The following is a 17,108-nucleotide window of genomic DNA, read 5'->3' on the forward strand; positions in this document are numbered from 1 at the left end:
CTGCTTGCGCGAATCGCCGGCATGTCATTCACGCGCTGTATGTTTCGAGGCTAACATCGGCGCATCATGTTGACTTAGTCGACCCCGAAATCCGACAAAAGCCTTACACGCCTTCTAACAAAACCACATCACAAACCAAGAAAAACATGCTGCCACAGGTCAATCTGATTCGCGCAAAGAACGGGGACTTTCTTGCCTTCTACGAGAGAAACGGCATTTCCAGGGTACTGACGGAACACGGCGTTTGGGATGAGCTGACGGTTTCGATCGCACGGACGTTGGTCGATATGACCGACATGACGCCGATGATTCTCGATATCGGCGCCAACCTGGGCACGTTCACCGTTGCACTCGCGAAGCACATTGCGCCACGCGGCGGCAAGATCTATTCGTTCGAGCCCCAGCGCATCGTGTTCTACCAACTCTGCGGCAACGTTTTCCTGAATCAACTGGAGAACGCCTATCCGCAGAATATCGCGCTGTCGGGTGTCAACGAGCGCAAGGAAATTCCCGCGATGAATTTCCACGCCGCATTGAATATCGGCGGCTACTCGCTCGTTCCGGGCAAGGACGCACAGGAGAAACTGGAAACGACCGATCCGTGCGAATTCAGGCGGCTCGACGACTTCGAACTCCCGTCGAAGATCACGATGATCAAGATCGACGTCGAAGGCATGGAGATGGAGGTCTTCCGAGGCGCGATCGATCGCATCTCGAAAGACGGCTTCCCACCTATCCTGTTCGAATCGTTGAGCAGCGATCCAAGAGCCGGCGAGGTGCAGGATCTGCTGACGGGCCTAGGCTACAAGCTGCTGCGGTACGCCGACGAAGACTGGCTGGCACAACACCCCGAGTGGCCGACCGAGATCACGCTGATGGAGAACGGCACTAGCGTCGTCTATGCGAAGGTTCGCTAAGCCAGTGCATTCTGTAAAAACTCGCTGCTGCTGTCGGTTCACAGCGAACTAACGCACTACAGGTTCCGCGAAAGCCCCTCTTCCGAATGGAGGGGCTTAATGAGATGGTCACCCCCACCCTGCACGCGGGTTACGCTGCAGGGTGTTTTCTTTTCTGGAGAGGCCATCATGCAGACCGTGACGCTGGTTGGAGTCGATCTGGGCAAGCATTCGTTTCATCTTCACGGTCAGGACCGGCACGGCAAAGCCGTGTTCCGCCGGAAGGTGAGTCGTAAGCAGCTGATTGAATTCTTCGCCACCTTTCACTGCTGCACGGTGGTCATGGAAGCCTGCGCAGGCGCTCATCACATGGCCCGGAAACTTGCTGGCTTCGGGCATCAGGTCAAACTCATCTCGCCGCAGTTTGTGCGGCCCTTCGTCAAGAGTAACAAGAACGATTTCGTAGACGCGGAAGCAATCTGCGAAGCAGCGTCACGTCCGGCCATGCGCTTCGTGACGCCCAAGACAGAATCGCAGCAAACGCTCTCGACCTTGCACCGACTTCGCGAATCTATGGTTCGGGATCGCGTTAAGACATGCAACCAGATGCACGGCTTCCTGCTCGAATTTGGCATCAGTCTGCCGATTGGAAAGGCTGTCATCAAGCGCCTGCCGGCAGTTCTCTCCGAGCATTCGCTCCCACCGCGACTGGTGGCGATCCTCGATCGTTTGCATTCCCACTTCAAGTATCTCAGCGAACAGATCGACCAAATCGAGACAGAGCTGACCCGGCAACTGGCCGATGATGACCTTGGCCAGCGCCTGCTAGGCATCCCGGGTGTCGGTCCGATCACGGCGAGCGTACTCGCCTCCGAAATGGGCGATGGCAAACAGTACGGCTGCAGTCGGGACTTCGCGGCGTCCATCGGTCTCGTGCCGCGCCAGTACAGTACGGGCGGCAAGGCAAACCTGCTGGGCATCAGCAAACGCGGAGACAAAAATATACGTCGCCTGCTTGTGCAGTGCGCCAGAGCCTACATGCAGCGGCTGGACCGGCAGACAGGCCGGTTGGCCGCATGGGTTCGGTCGATGCTCACACGCCGACACTCAAACGTGGTGGCCTGCGCTCTTGCCAACAAGCTGGCGCGAACCGCCTGGGCGCTGGCAACGCGCAACAGCACGTTCGATGCGGGAGCGGGTGCCTTACAAGTCTGAGCCCCCGACTCTCATCCACGCTTTGTGAAGTTCCGACTTCCTGGTTTTGCGACCGCTGAAATTTGATGACGTGAACGGCACACCGGCCTGGCGAACACCCTGTCAAAGAAATTGGCCTTCGAAGCCGCGGGCTTTTTTAGGATCGTCAGGCGCGATTCTCATCGTGGCGCGGGGAGCGATCCCCACAACGACGCCGGATAGATTTAGGCAAGCCAACCACAACATCGAAGATCAGTGTTGCAAAAACGGGGGTGACCATAGATTTTCTTTGCGTCCGTTATCGCGCAGATAGTCAGCAAAAGCATGCCGACCGATGCGCTAAAGCGTGTCATCAGGAAAGAGGCGATCGCCGAAGTGCTCGCCGGAATCGCTACAATCGCCCGCATGAATTCCCCTCTCAACCGCATCGAGTGCAAGCCATGCTGACCTCCTATTTCTGGAGTGGCGACGTCATCCGCAGTCGGTGCGTCAGTGACGTCGTACTGTCAGGTACGGTCGACGTGCCTGCGCCGTCTGTACGTCTACTGGCGGATTGGGAAAGGGAGATATCGACGCGCATGGTGCTGGAGCCTGGCGATGTCGAGGCGATGCCGCTGGCGCGAGCGCGCGCACGTTGGCCGGACTACACGCGCTGCGTGCAGGCCATGTCCGACCGGACGTCCGCACTGGGGATACCCGAGGTGCTTGCATCAAGTGATGTCGCGCTGATGGCTTGCCGCGGCGCGAGATACCACTACGACGCCGAGCAATATGGCAGTGCCGCCTTTTGCAATCTCTTTCTGAGTGAGGACCGCGGGCTGGATTTGCATTTTCCGTCGTTGGGCCGTCGCATTCCACTAACCCGGGGAACAGCGGTGATCTTCGATACGGGCCAGCCTCATGGCGTCATTCGGCGCGGTGCAAGCGGTTTCAATGCGGACGACTTCGCGACTGACGACGATTGCGTCCAGATATTTCTGACCTGGGAGCTTCCTATTGAAGATGGTCATGTTACGCACGCACTGAAGGTTGCCTTCGATGTCGATTCATCGACCTCGTTGCAGCTGGATGACGAACAGGTTCGGCTGGACGGTGAACGGGTCGTCGTGTGTTCTGAGTCTGGGCGTTGGCGTCTTTTTGAATAAACGTCAGCGCAGCAGCTACGGTGTTTTGGTTTGACTGGCCGAATCCGCCATTGCTTTTCTGCCATTCGAACTCTTGCGAGCGCGAATGTTGGTTTCACTGCCGGTCAATGTCTTAACTGAAATTTTAATTTCAGCGTTAATTGATCGTAATCGCGCGCTGTAAGTCAGTCAGCAATTCGCTATGGCACGCGCCGTCGCATTAAAAACTTAACGTGAAACGATTGAGAAATAGATTCCGCGAGACACTGGGGAATCTCCCACCGTTTATTCATTATGAATATTTTGTACGGCGCGAGTCCGGGAATCGGTCCGGTTGGCCGCCGTCTTTATGTGTGCTAGCGCTCATTTGTCAGCTTCCAACGCGATACTCATAATCTATAAACATATCTGTTGGCGCCTAGTCCGTCCACAATTTAAAACAGTTTTAATTAAGAACACTGCGGCAATGAGACCTGGACGAAAGTAAATCGATGCTCCGATAAAAAAATTCCGGCGAGCAAACCGATCAGGGTCCGCGTAGCTGAAGCGTTGCCGCGACCGCTTCCGTGGCGTGCGGGAAATGCACCCACGCCGCCGCTCAGTTTTTGAGCAGAGACCTCACGTCGAAAACTGACAGATTGCATCTGTTGAAGACTGGAACTGCCTCATCACGTTACGGCATTGAAAGATTTTTAGAAAATCTTTTTATGAATGTTGTTTTTGCTTCAGATCCCGTCCAGTCCCGGAAACGCGCGCCGTGAGTACTTTCAAGCCGGGAAAATGCGATGCGTCCTTTTAAGGAGATAGCGTGATGAGCCGAAAACTGTTCCACGACAGTATTGCAGCACTACCTGCGCAGCCCGGTCCGACCCCGAACGGTCTCAAGGTCAACGCGAAAAGCCCGGCACAAGACAGTGACGAAATGAAAGTCACTTTCGCGCTAGGCATCGACGACAAGCTTCGTCAGGAATTAGAGTCTCGCGTGGAAAAAGGTGATGTTGTCCCTATTAGTGAACTGAACTCGAAATATGCGGTACCTCAGTCGGAGGTCGACCCATTAGTTGCCTATTTGAAAACTCAAGGCTTCAAGATCGATGAAGTATCGAACGATCGAACACGTGTGGTGACTCATGCCACTGTGAAGCAGATCGAAAGCAGTCTGCAGGTCAATATGGTTCAGGTTACCCGGGATGGAATCACCTACACCGTTGCAAAGGACGCGCCGAGCTTACCCTCCGACGTGTCCAACGGCGTTCATGCAATTCTTGGATTACAACCCTGCTTCCATGCTCATAAGCATTTCCGCCGGATTACGCCAACCAATCGCTTCGAACCATCCAATCCGGCAAGTAAAACCGGCGAACCTACCGCTGCGCCAAACATCGCCAACTCGCCGCCCTATCTCGTGGGTGAAATTCTTAAAGCCTACAACGCTGCCGGACTGAACCTCACCGGGAAAGGGCAGATCATTGCAATTCTGATCGATACATTTCCCGCCGATAGCGATCTGCAGAAGTTCTGGCAACGCAATGGTCTTGCGACCACCATCAACCAGGTTACCAAAATCAACGTCAACGGAGTCACGCTCCCGCAGATTGAAGGCGAGGAAACGCTTGACGCGGAGTGGACTAGCGGAATTGCGCCTGACGCGCAGATCCGTATTTATGCCAGCGGCACATTGCAGTTCGCCGATCTGGATCGCGCACTCGACCGCATTCTGGCCGATCTCGCTCAATTCCCGGCTATGCGTCAACTGTCCGTCAGTTTGGGGCTGGGCGAAACCTTCATGCAGCAAGGCATCGTTCGAAGCCAGCACCAGCGATTTCTCCGGCTTGCCGCCGCGGGGGTCAACGTATTCGTTTCCACCGGCGACGCGGGATCGAATCCCGACTCTACCGGACACGCGTCGAACGGCCCGTTGCAGGTTGAATTTTCGTCATCCGATCCCTGCGTGGTTGGTGTCGGGGGAACGACACTCGTGCTTGCATCAAACGGCACCGTCAGCAACGAGACGGGATGGGCAGACGGCGGTGGCGGCAAAAGCATTCTGTTCCAACGTCCGTCGTGGCAGCAGGGAGACGGTGTACCAGCCGGCACGAACCGGCTCGTCCCCGATGTCAGTGTCACCGCGGATCCCAATGACGGCGCATTGGTCATCCTGCATGGAAAGCCTGCCCAGATCGGCGGAACGAGTTGGAGCGCTCCTATATGGGCGGGATTCTGCGCATTGATCAACGAAGCCCGACAGAATGCCGGCAAGCCGCTTCTGCCTTTTCTTAATCCATTGATCTATTCGCTGAAGACCAACTGTTTCCGGGACATCGTTTCAGGCAGTAACGGCGTGTACACCGCCGGCAAAGGATACGACATGGTCACCGGCTTGGGGGTGCCGGATGTCAAGGCTCTTGTTCGGGCCTTGTCATGATGAAACGCTTCCGCCCCCGAACGACCTGCCCGCACATTCCGGCATTGCGGATGCAGTGAGGCATTGCCGGAGCCTTTACAGGAGCGCAACATGAACACCCCAAAGCTACAGACCAAACGTGCCACATTAGTACTGACTCCGCATCCCAAGCAGCAGACGAAAGATGACGTCCACGCCGTCGTCGACGAAATTCTCAAACGCAGTGGCTGCATGACGTGCGGTCTGATCGCACTATTCCATGTCGAATTCGGCGGAGATCCTGGTCCGGATATGATCAAGCGGGGCGTGATCGCTGCGAATTACGAGAATGCCTAGCTGACACCATGTCTACGCCGACGATGCATGGCGGACTCACTCGCCGACAAACCGGCACGTCGGCCCATGTACTGGGGGTTGGTTTCAACTATTTCCCGAGCTTGCCGGCCGATATTTATCATCGACGCCTGATGGACTTCGTCGAGGTCACACCTGAGACGATGTGCAATGAGCAAAGCACTTCTGACGGGACTATTGAGGTGCTTATACGGGAGCAGCTTGACCGTGCACGGACCATCTGCGGCGAAATGCCGATGGTCGTGCACGGAGTCCAGCTATCCATCGGTTCGGCGCATGGCTGGAACAGTGCCTATCTCGCCATACTGGATCAGTTGCAGCAGCTGTGGCCTTTCCAATGGCATAGCGAACACCTGTCGTTTCAAACATACGAGGACACCGACGGATCGGTAGCGCAGACTGGCACACCACTACCGTTGCCGTTGACCGAAGAAGCTGCCTGCCTCGTAGCAGACCGCGGTGCCCAACTACTGCACCGCTATGGCGTGCCTTTCCTGCTTGAAAATCCAGCGCACTACCTGACTGACTTGCCGCGCGAACCTGGGGTCCCCGACGAATGCGCGTTAATGAACAGGATCACGCTGTTAAGCGGCTGCGGGCAGTTGCTCGATTTGCACAATCTGTATTGCAACGCCATCAACCATGGCTTCGACGCGTTCGAGGTCGTCGAACACTTCGCGCTCGAGCGCGTCGTCGAAATACATGTTGCCGGCGGACACTGGGAAAGCGGCTACTGGACCGACGCGCACGATCGCGGTGTGCCTGAAACGGTATGGGAACTGCTGGACTACACGCTGCCCCGCTGCAAACATGTCGCTGGCGTCGTGTTTGAACTGCTGGAGCCACACGCAGTTCGGATAGGTGTAGACGAGATCGCGCGCAATCTGCAACGTGCGCGCGACATATGGTTGCGCCACTGTCCCGACGCGAGAGACACCTGATGAGACTCCACGATTTTCAGGCGACGCTCGGCCGTGCAATCTCCAGGCATGAACAGCCGCCATCGCTGCCTTGCGTCCAATTTCAGGCAGCGGAACTCGATCAAGTGACCCGGTTGCTATCAAGTCCAGGCTTTGCTTTTACATGCGACGTGCAACGATCCTGGTGCGAAAGCCGCGTCAAACTGCTCGCGAGACATACGCTCAGCGTACTGCCACCTGACCGGCGCGACGCGCTGATCTGCGCCTGGGTCGACCATGGCGGAGGACGGAACGCGTTCCGTACTGAGGAAGCCATAGCGTTCCTGGAATTTTTATCCGCGAACCTCGCGGATGACTCCACGGCTTTGTACTGGTGCCGTGTCGAACAGGCGACCTACCGGGCATCCATGGGACGTCACGCGTTTGCTTCGCCAGCATGGCCGCGCGATGACACGACGCTAATAGGCCGCGCTCCTGATTCGGCTCTTGTGACCGCTCCACACCTGACGCTGTTCTTTGCGCCGGGTCTTCCTGATCTTGTTCGTGAAGCAGCACCGCTCGAAGAAGAATTGTGGAGACAACTGCAGTCCGCCAGGACTGTCAGTGTGTTCCCTTCTGCTGTGCACGCGACGTTGAAGGAGATGCTTTCGGTCGGCATTCTTGCTGTCGTATCGTCCGGCGTTTAAAGCAAAGCGCTAGCACGTGGACGCCCCGGTCAAGCCGGGGCGCCAGCAAACAACAGCGAACCGTTATACCTTTGCAGCCGGATGCCCTGCGTCAGGCAATCCATCCACCGTCGACGGTCAGGCTCTCGCCCGTCGTGAAGCCTGCTTCGGGGCTGGCGAGATAAGCCACGGCCGCCGCGATTTCCGCCGGTTTGCCGAAGCGACCCACGCTTGCGAGCTTTGTCATCGTTGCGTGGTCTTCCGTGCCGGGTTGCGGAGCAAGTTCTGTCTCGGTCGGGCCGGGCTGGACGGCATTCACGGTCACGCCGTATTTGCCGACTTCACGCGATAGCCCGCGAGTGAAGCCTCTGAGCGCGAACTTCGATGCGATATAGAGCGTCACGCCCGGCAGTGGCGCGGCTTCACCAAAGGCCGAGCCCACGTTGATAATGCGTCCCCAGCCCGCCGCGACCATTCGCGCCGCGGCGTCTTTTGCCAGTTCGATCGGTGCACGAACATTCAGATTGAAGTGGGTGTCGTATGACGTCTCCGAAGAATCGAGGAATGGTCCGTACTCGACCGTGCCCGCGTTGTTGACCAGGATGTCGAGGCGCCCCTCGAAGCGTCCGCCGAACGCACCGCTCAGCGAATCGATCAGGCTCTTGACGCCTTCCAGCGTCGACAGGTTGGCGCCCACGGCTTCAGCCTCGCCGCCGGCACCGCGGATCTCCTCGACGACTGCTTCGGCCCGCGCCTGATTTGACGCATAGTGAACGATCACCGCTGCGCCGTCGCGCGCAAGACGTGCCGCAATAGCGGCACCGATTCCACGCGAAGCGCCCGTAACGAGGGCGAGTTTGCCTTTCAGACCTTGGGTCATGGTTTTCCTCAACAGATAGGTTTCGAAGCGGTCCTCCGGCCTGGACGGCCAGAACGGACTGTTGCATCGGAGCCAATGTTTTCGTGCATTGGTTGATGCGTATCCTCCGCCCGGGTGGCTTCGTTCGGTAGCCACGGGTGAGGAATAGCTTCTATTCCTGCTGCGAGGGAGCAGATCAGGGCAGTGAGTGCGCGGGCACGAAGCGGTTAGGCGGTGAGGCCCTCGCTGGATTTGCGCTCGTTGAGCAGGTGCTCGACAAACGCGACGAAGGCGCGCGCCTTCGTGGTTGCCATGCGGCCGGACGGGAAAACGGCCCACAGGTCGATCGGCGGCAACGTCCAGTCTGTCAGAACGGCCTGAACTGTGCCGTCCGCAAGTTCGGGGGCGAACATCCATTCCGAAGCGACGGCCAGGCCGAGGTGAGCGAGTACCGCCGTGCGCATGCCCTCAGCTGCGTTCACGCTTATTCGGCCTGACAGGGTCACGCTGGAGTCAGAGCCGTCATTGCGGCTGAACAGCCACGATTCACCGCCGCCTCGCACGGAATAAACGACCGCCTGATGTCGGCCAAGATCGTCAGGTGTTTGCGGAAGTCCGGCTTCCGCGAAATACGCCGGTGTGCCGACGACGAGCCGCCGCCCAGAGGAGATGCGACGCGCAGTCATCGTCGAATCGTCGAGAGCACCCATACGCAATGCGACATCGACGCCCTCTTCGAGCAAGTCGACGGACCTGTCGTCAAGCACGATATCGATGCTCAGATTGGGATGCTGATCGAGGAAAGACTTGAGTGCCGGCAAGACATGCAGCCGGGCGAAGGTGACGGCCGCGCCGATGCGCAGTCGTCCGGACAAGCCATCCGACGACTCACGCACGGCCTGTTCGGCGTGCTCCGCCTCATCGATGGCTCTGACAGCGTGATCGTAAAACCGTTGACCAGCATCCGTCGGCGCGAGGCCACGCGTCGACCTGAGTAGCAGACGGGCGCCCAGACGTTCCTCCAACTGCGCGACAGCCTTTGAAACGGCGGGTTGACCAAGCTTCAACCGGCGTGCGGCGGCAGAAAATGAACCCGCATCGACGACTGTTACGAAAGTCTCCATCGCGACCATGCGGTCCATGTGCATTCTCCTGGCAGGTTGTCGGCGCAAGAGCGCAGTGTAACGAAACGACCGGCCTTCACGGACAAAGCACACGTTGTCCGGCGCTGACGTTACGTAGCGCGATTAAATGCGGCGAGCTTTTGTTGTTTGCTGAATCCGATGACTGCTTTCGAATGGAGATCGGCCCCCTGATAGCGTGCCTGGTAATTTTCCAGACCAGCGGATCGAGCTGATCGCGTTGCGTCGCGCTCAAAACAGACCTTCGCGACGCACACGGCCGAAATGAACCGATGCGAACACACCCATCATTAGCATGCCGACAAGCAGAGCGATGCTATCGAGGTTCACGCCCGGCGCGAACGGATGGCGGACCAGCAGCGCCAGACCGATCAATATGTTCAGCATACCCCACAGGAAATTGACCAGTGGCGACGACGGCCCCTTGCCATGCGGTGTCGAGAACGGAGAAGGGAACACCTCGCCGCGCAGACCCGCGGTGAGATGCGGCATCGCGTTGCACAGGAAGGCGCCTGCGAAAAAGATCGCAACGAAGCTCATGGTTCGTCCTATCAAAAAGGGAGAAGCGGGAAAGGCCGGGGAAGTCAGGAATCGCCGAGCTGCCTGATGAGTGGAATGGCCGCTGCAAGCGTTGCGACGTCCTGCGGATCGAACTGTTCGAGCTTCGCCAGCAGCCATTCGCGTTTGGCCGCCGTGCGCCGCTTGCGTTCGTCCAGCCCTTTGCGCGTGATCGCGAACAGGATCTGGCGGCCGTCCGTAGGATGCGGCTCGCGCTCGACGCATGCCTCTTCTTCGAGGCCCGCGAGGATCGTTTTCATGGACTGCGGCTTCATCGATTCGGCTCGCGCGAGATCCGCGGTGGTCATCGGGCCGTCACGTTCCAGCCGCGCGAGCACGCTGGACTGCGACAGGTTCAGGTCACCGGGATTGGCGTTGCGCAGCCGACGCAAAAGCTGGCCGACAGCCAGCGTTAAATCGGAGACGACGCATTCCAGCGGAGGAGTGGATTCACGGGATCGGGCCATCCGTGAAGCGTAAATCAAGACAGATAAACTTGCAAGTTTATCTGTCTAATTACGGTGTGAGGTTGACGCTCGAATACGTTCAGGTGAAATGGAAAGGCGGCCACAGGCGGTGGCCAACGCGCAGACGCCCCGATAAAACCGGGGCGCCCGCAAACAACAGTGAAGCGTTATCCCGCAACACACACACCCTCACTCAATCAACGCCCCCTCCTTCTTCATCTTCTGCCACGCCTTAACCCCTGGCAAAAACACCAGCGCCAGAACCGCCACCACAATCTGCGGCCCAATCAACTCAATAGTCCCCGCGAGTCGGTAATCAGCAATCCCCGTCAACCACCCGGAAACCGGTCCCGCCCCGCTCGCCACCAGATACCCAAGCGCACCGGCAAAGCCCGTTGCAATCGCAACCCGATGATTCGGCACCCCATCCTGCGCGAGCGTATACCCCATGAAATACAGCGTATTAAGCCCAACGCCGATGATAAAAACGATCATCATCGTCACGGCCTGCCCCGCCGGATGATTCAGCAGCACATACAATCCAATCGCATCGACAATCCCGAGTGCCGCGACCACAACCTGACGCCCATAACGATCGGCAATCCAGCCGAACAACGGCGAAACCAGACTCGTCAACCCAAAACCAAAGCCGAACACAACGCCCACGAACCCCACGCTCTTGTGCTGATACTGAATCAGAAACGTCGGCATCAGCCCGCTGAATTCCCAGTACGAAATCAGATTGACCGCATGAATCGCGAGCCCCTTCCACATCGAACCACGGCGCGCGACATCGAGAAACGCGTCGCGCATGCTCTCCCGTTCATGATGGGCAACGGACGCCACGACCACACTGGCAGCCGGCTGATCGCGCCGCATCTTTCTGAGCGTGACAGCCATCACGATAAACATCACGAAAGCAAGCACGATCGTCACGATGCCGAATATCGACAGACCAAGCCGCCATCCCGTATCCGGATCCGAACTCGCGATGATCTGACTGAACACGGTCGGTCCGATCACCGCGCCCGTCGCAAAGAAGAACCCGAGACAGTTATTCAGAAACGCACGCCGCTGCGGCAGTACAGAACCCGCGAACGAATACGCGCTGATATTGAAGATCCCCTCGAACACGCCGAATAGCACGCGATAGGTCAGCGTCAGCGGATAGTTGTACGCGAGGTACGCGAGCAACATCGACGTCGCGCCGGCACCCGCCGTGCCGATCAGCATCAGCGCATTCATCCGCGGCGTGACGCCAGACTTGCCGTGTCCCGCGTTCCACAACCCGGCGGGAACATCGATCAGCGCCTGGCCCAGCAGAAAGATCGTCGCCAGTGTGCCGACCTGCTGGACGCTGAAGCCGAGCGAATGCGCGATGCTGTGCAAGCCGATCGGAAACGCCGAGCGATTCATCGAGTAGATCAGATAGCCCATCCCCACAGTCATCAGTTGCACGAGGAAGATTGAGCGAGCAAGCCGCTGCACCGATTGCGTCTGCGGATTGTCACCCGATGCAGCATTGTCGGAACTGCCTTGCAGTTCGATCCGGCTGGTAGTCATGATGAGGTACTCCTGTTGTCGGGTGATAACGGTCAGAACATATGGCGCATGCCGAGACGCACGAGCGCCTGGCGGCTATTGGACGAATCGCCGATCAGCGAAATATCGGCTACTGCCGGCGCGCCGGTCGAACTGGTGCCGCTCGCCATCTGATAGGTGGCAGCCACATAGAGATCGGTGCGTTTCGACAGCGAGTAATCGGCAACCGCCGAGAACTGGTGATAGGTCTGATCGCCAAGATCGCCCTTCACTGCATTGCCCTTCGTGTAGTTATAAGCAGCCGACACGAATGCGGCCGACGACAGCCGGTACATGCCGTTGATTTCGAAGTTGTTGAAGGTTGCAGTCGCACCACCGAGCTGGCCGATGTTCCCGTACTTCACGTTCGAGTACATCATGCCGACGGCAGCCGAGCCGAATGTGTACTGACCGCCCGCTCCAATAACCTGCCACGACGATGCAGGGGCACTACCGGCCAGATAACCCGAATTGATCGAGCCGAATGCCGACGTGGTTGCCGGCGCAACCGCATTTGCATTGCCATTGAGCACCGCGCCCGCGTTCGACGGATTCTTGAAGAACTGGTACACGACACCCAGCCCAAGCGGACCATTGTTGTATCCAACTCCCGCGGTATAGCCGCTATTCTGCGAGACCGATCCTGCGATGCCACCCAGCATCACCGTGCCGCCGAAACGCAGTCCCGAGAAGTTCGGCGACGCATACTTGATCGAATTGTTCTGCCGATAGGTCCGCGCGCCGTTGTCGATATCGCCCGGGTGCGAGGCGCCGCTGCCATACGCGGCAAGCCCGAATTCGAACGCGCCGAGATAGTCGTTCACGCTATCGTACTGGCGCCCCAGCGTCAGCGTACCGAAGCGATTGCTCGACAGCCCGACGAATGCCTGACGCCCGAACGCGGTTCCTCCTTGCGCGAACGCACCGGTATTCAGATTGACGCCTGATTCAAGCGTGAACAGTGCTGCAAGTCCCCCACCGAGATCTTCCCTGCCCTTGATGCCCCAGCGGCTTCCATACGGTCCATTGAGCGAATCGAGCGACCACTGACGTCCGCCGACGTTGGTCGAACCGACCACGTGCTTTGCATTGGTGTTCAGTTGCAGCGCCTCGTCGAGCACGCCGTACAGCGTGACGGAGCTTTGCGCGAACGCGGGCAACGCGATCGTCGCGGCCGACACTGCGATAACAATCTTCTTCAATTCAAGTCTCCAGTGATTATCGTGATTAGCTAGTTTTTTTGGGTAATACACAGTCAGAAATGTCCGCTGCGCGGACGCGGTTCATAAGCCGCGCCGATCCGTTGCATCTCTTCGGCAGAGAGCACGACGCTCACAGCGGACAGTGCCTGGTCCAATTGCGGCAACGACGTTGCACCGATAATCGGCGTCGCCTGCGGCAGGCGGTTCAGCACCCATGCGAGGGCGATCTGCGCGGGCGTCAGGTCACGTTCGCGGGCGATCGCATCAACGGCCTCACCGACCGCGTGATCCGCTTCGCGCCCGTACCACTCCCACGTGTAGCCATCGGTGCGCGCGCGTTCGGTTGCATCGCGATTGCGCCGTTCCTTGCCGCACAGAAAGCCGCGCGCCATCGGGCTGTATGGCAGCATCGCGATGCCTTCATGCTGGCAAAGCGGCAATAGCTCGCGTTCGTCTTCTCGCCATACCGCGTTGAAGTGGTTCTGCATCGACACGAACGCGGCCTGTCCGCGAAACCGCGCGCCGTACAGTGCTTTTGCGAACTGCCAGCACGGCATATCCGCCGCGCCGACATAGAGAACCTTGCCCGAGCGCACCAGGTGATCGAGCGCGGCCATCATTTCATCGATGTGGGTCGACTCGTCCCAGATGTGTGTCTGGTACAGATCGATGTAGTCCGTATTCAGGCGGCGCAGCGACGCCTCAACTGCTTCGACGATGTGCTTGCGCGAATAGCCACGCGCATTCGGACCCTTGCCCATCGGATTGCCGAACTTCGTCGCGATGACGAATTCGCTGCGGCTGCCGAATTCGCCAAGCAGTGAGCCGAGAATCCGCTCGCTTTCGCCGGCCGAATAAAAATCGCAGGTGTCGTAGAAGTTGATGCCCGCCTCGACGGCCTTGCGCACGAGTGGCCGTGCTTGCTGTTCATCGAGCACCCACGAGCGCCACGCCTTGTCGCCGATGCCCATCGCGCCGAAGCCGATGCGCGAAACCTTGAGGCTGCTGCTGCCGAAATTGATGTAGTCCATGTCGCAATGATTTTGTTGGTGATCGGAATAGCGCGTCTTCAGCGTGGGCTTTCTAGCCGGCCTGGCGGCGGCTGCGCTCCGAAGTCGGAACGCGCAGCGACACCAGTAATTCGCCGAGTCGAGAAAACGTCGCTGCGTCCATCGTCATGCCATGCCGAAGCGCGTGTTGAAGCGCTGCGTCGAAGTCGATGCGTTCAGCGGAAACGGCTTCGCGCGGAGCCTGCTGCATGCCACTTTCGTCATGCCGCTCGACGCGCTCCACACGCTCGACGGCAATCGCCGCCCAGCCGTCGTCGCTGGTTGCATCGGCATGCAACGCGAGAAAGCGATGCAGTCGATCCATCAGCGAGCGCGTGTCGTCGGGATAGTCACCCGATGCGCTGCCCGCGCCGACGTACACCGAAGGCTCTCGCCCCGCGTGGTCCGGCTCGGCGGCAACCGACCGGCTCGCGGCCAATCCGACTACCCGCAGCACCGCGCGATAACCATGACGCGCGGCACGACGCGCCAGATACGGCGCAAACAGTGCGCCATCGGTGCGATGCACGACCATGAACGCGCATCCGGCACGGGATGCCTCGCCGCACGCGAGATCGATCAGACGCGGTCCGATCTGCAACAGCGACAGCCCTGCTCCGTCGATCCGATACTGGCCGTCCTCCGCGTGCTCGACATGCGGCCGCAGCGCGGCATTCAGCGTCGAGCCCTTGTTTTCCAGCAGATAACGGTAAGCGTCGCTGCCAAGCACTTCGGTCATCAGCAGCATTTCGGCGGCATCGTCGGCCTGTCCTACCGAGAATCCGCACGCGCGGAACATTTCCGGCGTCGAGCGCGCGAGTTCCGGATAGCTCAATGTCAACGTGCTCATCGGTTGCCCTCCGGTTGTGCGGCTACGCTATCGGCCAGCGCTATACGTGTATCGTCGGGCTGCGCCATAGATGTGCCCGCGAAATCTTCCGGCAATGGCGCATCGAGCAGAAACACGCCACGCACCCACTGCCGCGTGACCGGTTGCGAGGTTTCGAGACCGAACGTCGTCAGCAGAAACCGGATCGCGTCCATAGGGAAAAAGGACTCGCCGATCAGGTTCTCGCGGATTTCCGAATACGGCAGTACCGCCGCGAGTTGCATACGGCTCGCGATGTGCACGAACTCCGGATGATCGAGCAGCACGCGCGCGACGAGTTCATCGCGTGGCCACGTGCGCAGCACCGCGCAGAACGCCTGCACCGCACCCGCTACGTCGACGAACGTTTCGTTGTCGACGCCCGGGTCGATCGCGCGCTCGCCGCGCCGGTTCTCGCCGTTTTCGCCGGACTTGTACCAGAAGTACATCGCGGCGCCCGGCGCTTGCCGGTCGATGTCGAGCGCCCAGCGATAGCGGCTGTCCGCGATATCGAGCAATTCGCCGACCGTCGATTCGACGCGCTGCTGGCGAGTCACTTTCATGATTGCGGGCAGCACGGCCTCCATCGCCGCGGCGAATTGCGGATAGAGCGCGATCAGATGCGCGGCGAGCTGGCCGTGTGCTTCGTCACTGCCGAGCGAGCGCGCGCGTTCGAGCAACGCGCGCCATGGCAGCGGTGCTTGTTGACCATTGATGCTGCCGTCGACGGCAAAGCGCTCGACGCTCAAAGCGAGCTTCGATAACGCGTGCGCGATATCAGCGTGCCGCTCCATGTCGTCGACGTCACCATCGGGCAGCGCTGCGTACAGGCTCGCCGAGCGCTTCAACAAAGCAGCTAACGTGGGCGCATCCGCACGAGCGGTGTTTAAATCGCGTGTCGTTGCATAGGCCAGCGCAAGTTCGCGCGCAACCGAAAACGCGCTCAACCACGCAGGCCAGCGCACGAGTGTCGCGACCATGCCGAGCCCCGACGAATTGCCAACGCCCAACGCAAGCTTCGCACGATATTCGAGCCGCGCCGCCCCAGCGTTTCTGCTGCGCGCTTGCGCGTCGACCACGCTGAAACTCGTCAGACGCCACATGTACAACGCGAACAGATCGATGTGGTACGGGTACGCGAGCGGATGATCCGACGGCAACGACACCCATGCGCGCGTGCCGTGTCGTCCGTTCGCGTAATAGCCGGCGTTGCGGATGATGTAGCCGCCACCATTGGCGAGGTGATCGGCTTCCGGCTGCTGGCCCGCTTCAAGTCGGCCGAGCACATAGTCGTAGAAACGGTTGCTGCGATTCGCGACGGTCCAGCCGAGCGTCGCTGGATTGGTCGTGCGTCCGCGCCATACCTTGCCGACGATTTCCTCGCGTTCGCGCGCGATGGCCGCGAGATCCGCCGGCCCGTCGACCAGAATGCCAAGGAAGTCGAACGTCCATTCGGTGAACCGGCCCGGACGGTCGACACCGTCGCTTGCTTGCGAAAACGCGGCGAAATGAAACACGTGTCCGGCCGCCGTGATCTCGTAGACCACTGTGCCCTCGCCGTGCGCATCGATATCGCACGACACGCATTCGATACGCCACTGCTCGCGCTTCATGCGTGCGACGAGGCTGCGCGCAAAGCTCAGACTCGTAGCTTTGGCCGCGCGCAACGAGCGCGCGCTCATCACCTCGTCTTCGCTGCGCAACGCGTCGAGTACGCGGGCACCCTCCGCGTCGCCGCATGCCGCGTTCACCATGTCGCGAACGAACGGCGGCATTGGGCCGGCAAAGCGCGCGCCGACGCCCTGCTGATTTGTCATGTCTGCTT

Annotated in this window: 16 protein-coding genes; 7 read left to right on the forward strand and 9 right to left on the reverse strand. The window is 59.3% G+C overall.

Going from position 1 to position 17,108, the window contains the following annotated elements; translation table 11 throughout:
* The first annotated feature begins 146 nt into the window (after nt 1-146).
* The 7 genes from L0U82_RS29495 (at nt 147) to L0U82_RS29525 (ending at nt 7,578) form a co-directional block, all read left to right on the forward strand.
* Nucleotides 147-917: an FkbM family methyltransferase gene (locus L0U82_RS29495; protein WP_233836621.1), complete on the forward strand. Its 771-nt coding sequence runs from the start codon at nt 147-149 to the stop codon at nt 915-917.
* A gap of 168 nt (nt 918-1,085) precedes the next feature.
* Nucleotides 1,086-2,111, forward strand: a complete 1,026-nt coding sequence (locus tag L0U82_RS29500; RefSeq protein WP_233831573.1) for an IS110 family transposase — start codon at nt 1,086-1,088, stop codon at nt 2,109-2,111.
* Nucleotides 2,112-2,530: 419 nt separating this feature from the next.
* Entirely contained in the window at nt 2,531-3,235 is a 705-nt protein-coding gene (locus L0U82_RS29505; protein ID WP_233836622.1) for a hypothetical protein, read from the forward strand.
* Between the two features lie 790 nt (nt 3,236-4,025).
* The gene (locus L0U82_RS29510; protein WP_233836623.1) at nt 4,026-5,639 is read left to right on the forward strand and encodes a S53 family peptidase; all 1,614 of its coding nucleotides are present in this window, start codon (nt 4,026-4,028) and stop codon (nt 5,637-5,639) included.
* Between the two features lie 90 nt (nt 5,640-5,729).
* A complete protein-coding gene (locus tag L0U82_RS29515) occupies nt 5,730-5,954 on the forward strand; it encodes a hypothetical protein (RefSeq protein ID WP_233836624.1) in 225 nt (74 codons plus the stop codon).
* Between the two features lie 8 nt (nt 5,955-5,962).
* Nucleotides 5,963-6,913 (forward strand): DUF692 domain-containing protein, encoded by a 951-nt coding sequence (locus tag L0U82_RS29520; RefSeq protein ID WP_233836625.1) that lies wholly within the window; start codon nt 5,963-5,965, stop codon nt 6,911-6,913.
* Nucleotides 6,913-7,578 (forward strand): hypothetical protein, encoded by a 666-nt coding sequence (locus tag L0U82_RS29525; protein WP_233836626.1) that lies wholly within the window; start codon nt 6,913-6,915, stop codon nt 7,576-7,578. The genes L0U82_RS29520 and L0U82_RS29525 overlap by 1 nt, the downstream gene beginning before the upstream one ends.
* Before the next feature lie 91 nt (nt 7,579-7,669).
* Here L0U82_RS29525 and L0U82_RS29530 read toward each other — a convergent pair whose 3' ends face one another.
* The 9 genes from L0U82_RS29530 to L0U82_RS29570 all read right to left on the reverse strand — a co-directional run bounded on the left by L0U82_RS29530 (nt 7,670) and on the right by L0U82_RS29570 (nt 17,100).
* Nucleotides 7,670-8,572, reverse strand: a complete 903-nt coding sequence (locus tag L0U82_RS29530; RefSeq protein ID WP_233836627.1) for an SDR family NAD(P)-dependent oxidoreductase — start codon at nt 8,570-8,572, stop codon at nt 7,670-7,672.
* Nucleotides 8,573-8,643: 71 nt separating this feature from the next.
* On the reverse strand, nt 8,644-9,558 hold the full coding sequence (locus L0U82_RS29535; RefSeq protein WP_233836628.1) for a LysR family transcriptional regulator: 915 nt from the start codon (nt 9,556-9,558) through the stop codon (nt 8,644-8,646).
* A gap of 231 nt (nt 9,559-9,789) precedes the next feature.
* Complete coding sequence (locus L0U82_RS29540; RefSeq protein ID WP_233836629.1) at nt 9,790-10,098, reverse strand: hypothetical protein; 309 nt, start codon at nt 10,096-10,098, stop codon at nt 9,790-9,792.
* A 44-nt stretch (nt 10,099-10,142) separates the two neighbouring features.
* Nucleotides 10,143-10,583, reverse strand: a complete 441-nt coding sequence (locus tag L0U82_RS29545; protein WP_233837551.1) for a MarR family winged helix-turn-helix transcriptional regulator — start codon at nt 10,581-10,583, stop codon at nt 10,143-10,145.
* A 189-nt stretch (nt 10,584-10,772) separates the two neighbouring features.
* Nucleotides 10,773-12,146, reverse strand: a complete 1,374-nt coding sequence (locus tag L0U82_RS29550; RefSeq protein WP_233836631.1) for an MFS transporter — start codon at nt 12,144-12,146, stop codon at nt 10,773-10,775.
* Between the two features lie 32 nt (nt 12,147-12,178).
* Entirely contained in the window at nt 12,179-13,366 is a 1,188-nt protein-coding gene (locus L0U82_RS29555) for a porin (protein WP_233836633.1), read from the reverse strand.
* Between the two features lie 53 nt (nt 13,367-13,419).
* Complete coding sequence (locus L0U82_RS29560) at nt 13,420-14,397, reverse strand: aldo/keto reductase (RefSeq protein ID WP_233836635.1); 978 nt, start codon at nt 14,395-14,397, stop codon at nt 13,420-13,422.
* 52 nt (nt 14,398-14,449) lie between these two features.
* Nucleotides 14,450-15,265 carry a hypothetical protein gene (locus L0U82_RS29565; protein ID WP_233836637.1) on the reverse strand — a complete coding sequence of 272 codons (816 nt, stop codon included), beginning with the start codon at nt 15,263-15,265 and terminating at the stop codon, nt 14,450-14,452.
* Nucleotides 15,262-17,100 (reverse strand): hypothetical protein, encoded by a 1,839-nt coding sequence (locus tag L0U82_RS29570; RefSeq protein ID WP_233836639.1) that lies wholly within the window; start codon nt 17,098-17,100, stop codon nt 15,262-15,264. The genes L0U82_RS29565 and L0U82_RS29570 overlap by 4 nt, the downstream gene beginning before the upstream one ends.
* Nucleotides 17,101-17,108 lie beyond the last annotated feature (8 nt).

This window comes from Paraburkholderia sp. ZP32-5, from assembly GCF_021390495.1.
GTDB lineage: Bacteria > Pseudomonadota > Gammaproteobacteria > Burkholderiales > Burkholderiaceae > Paraburkholderia.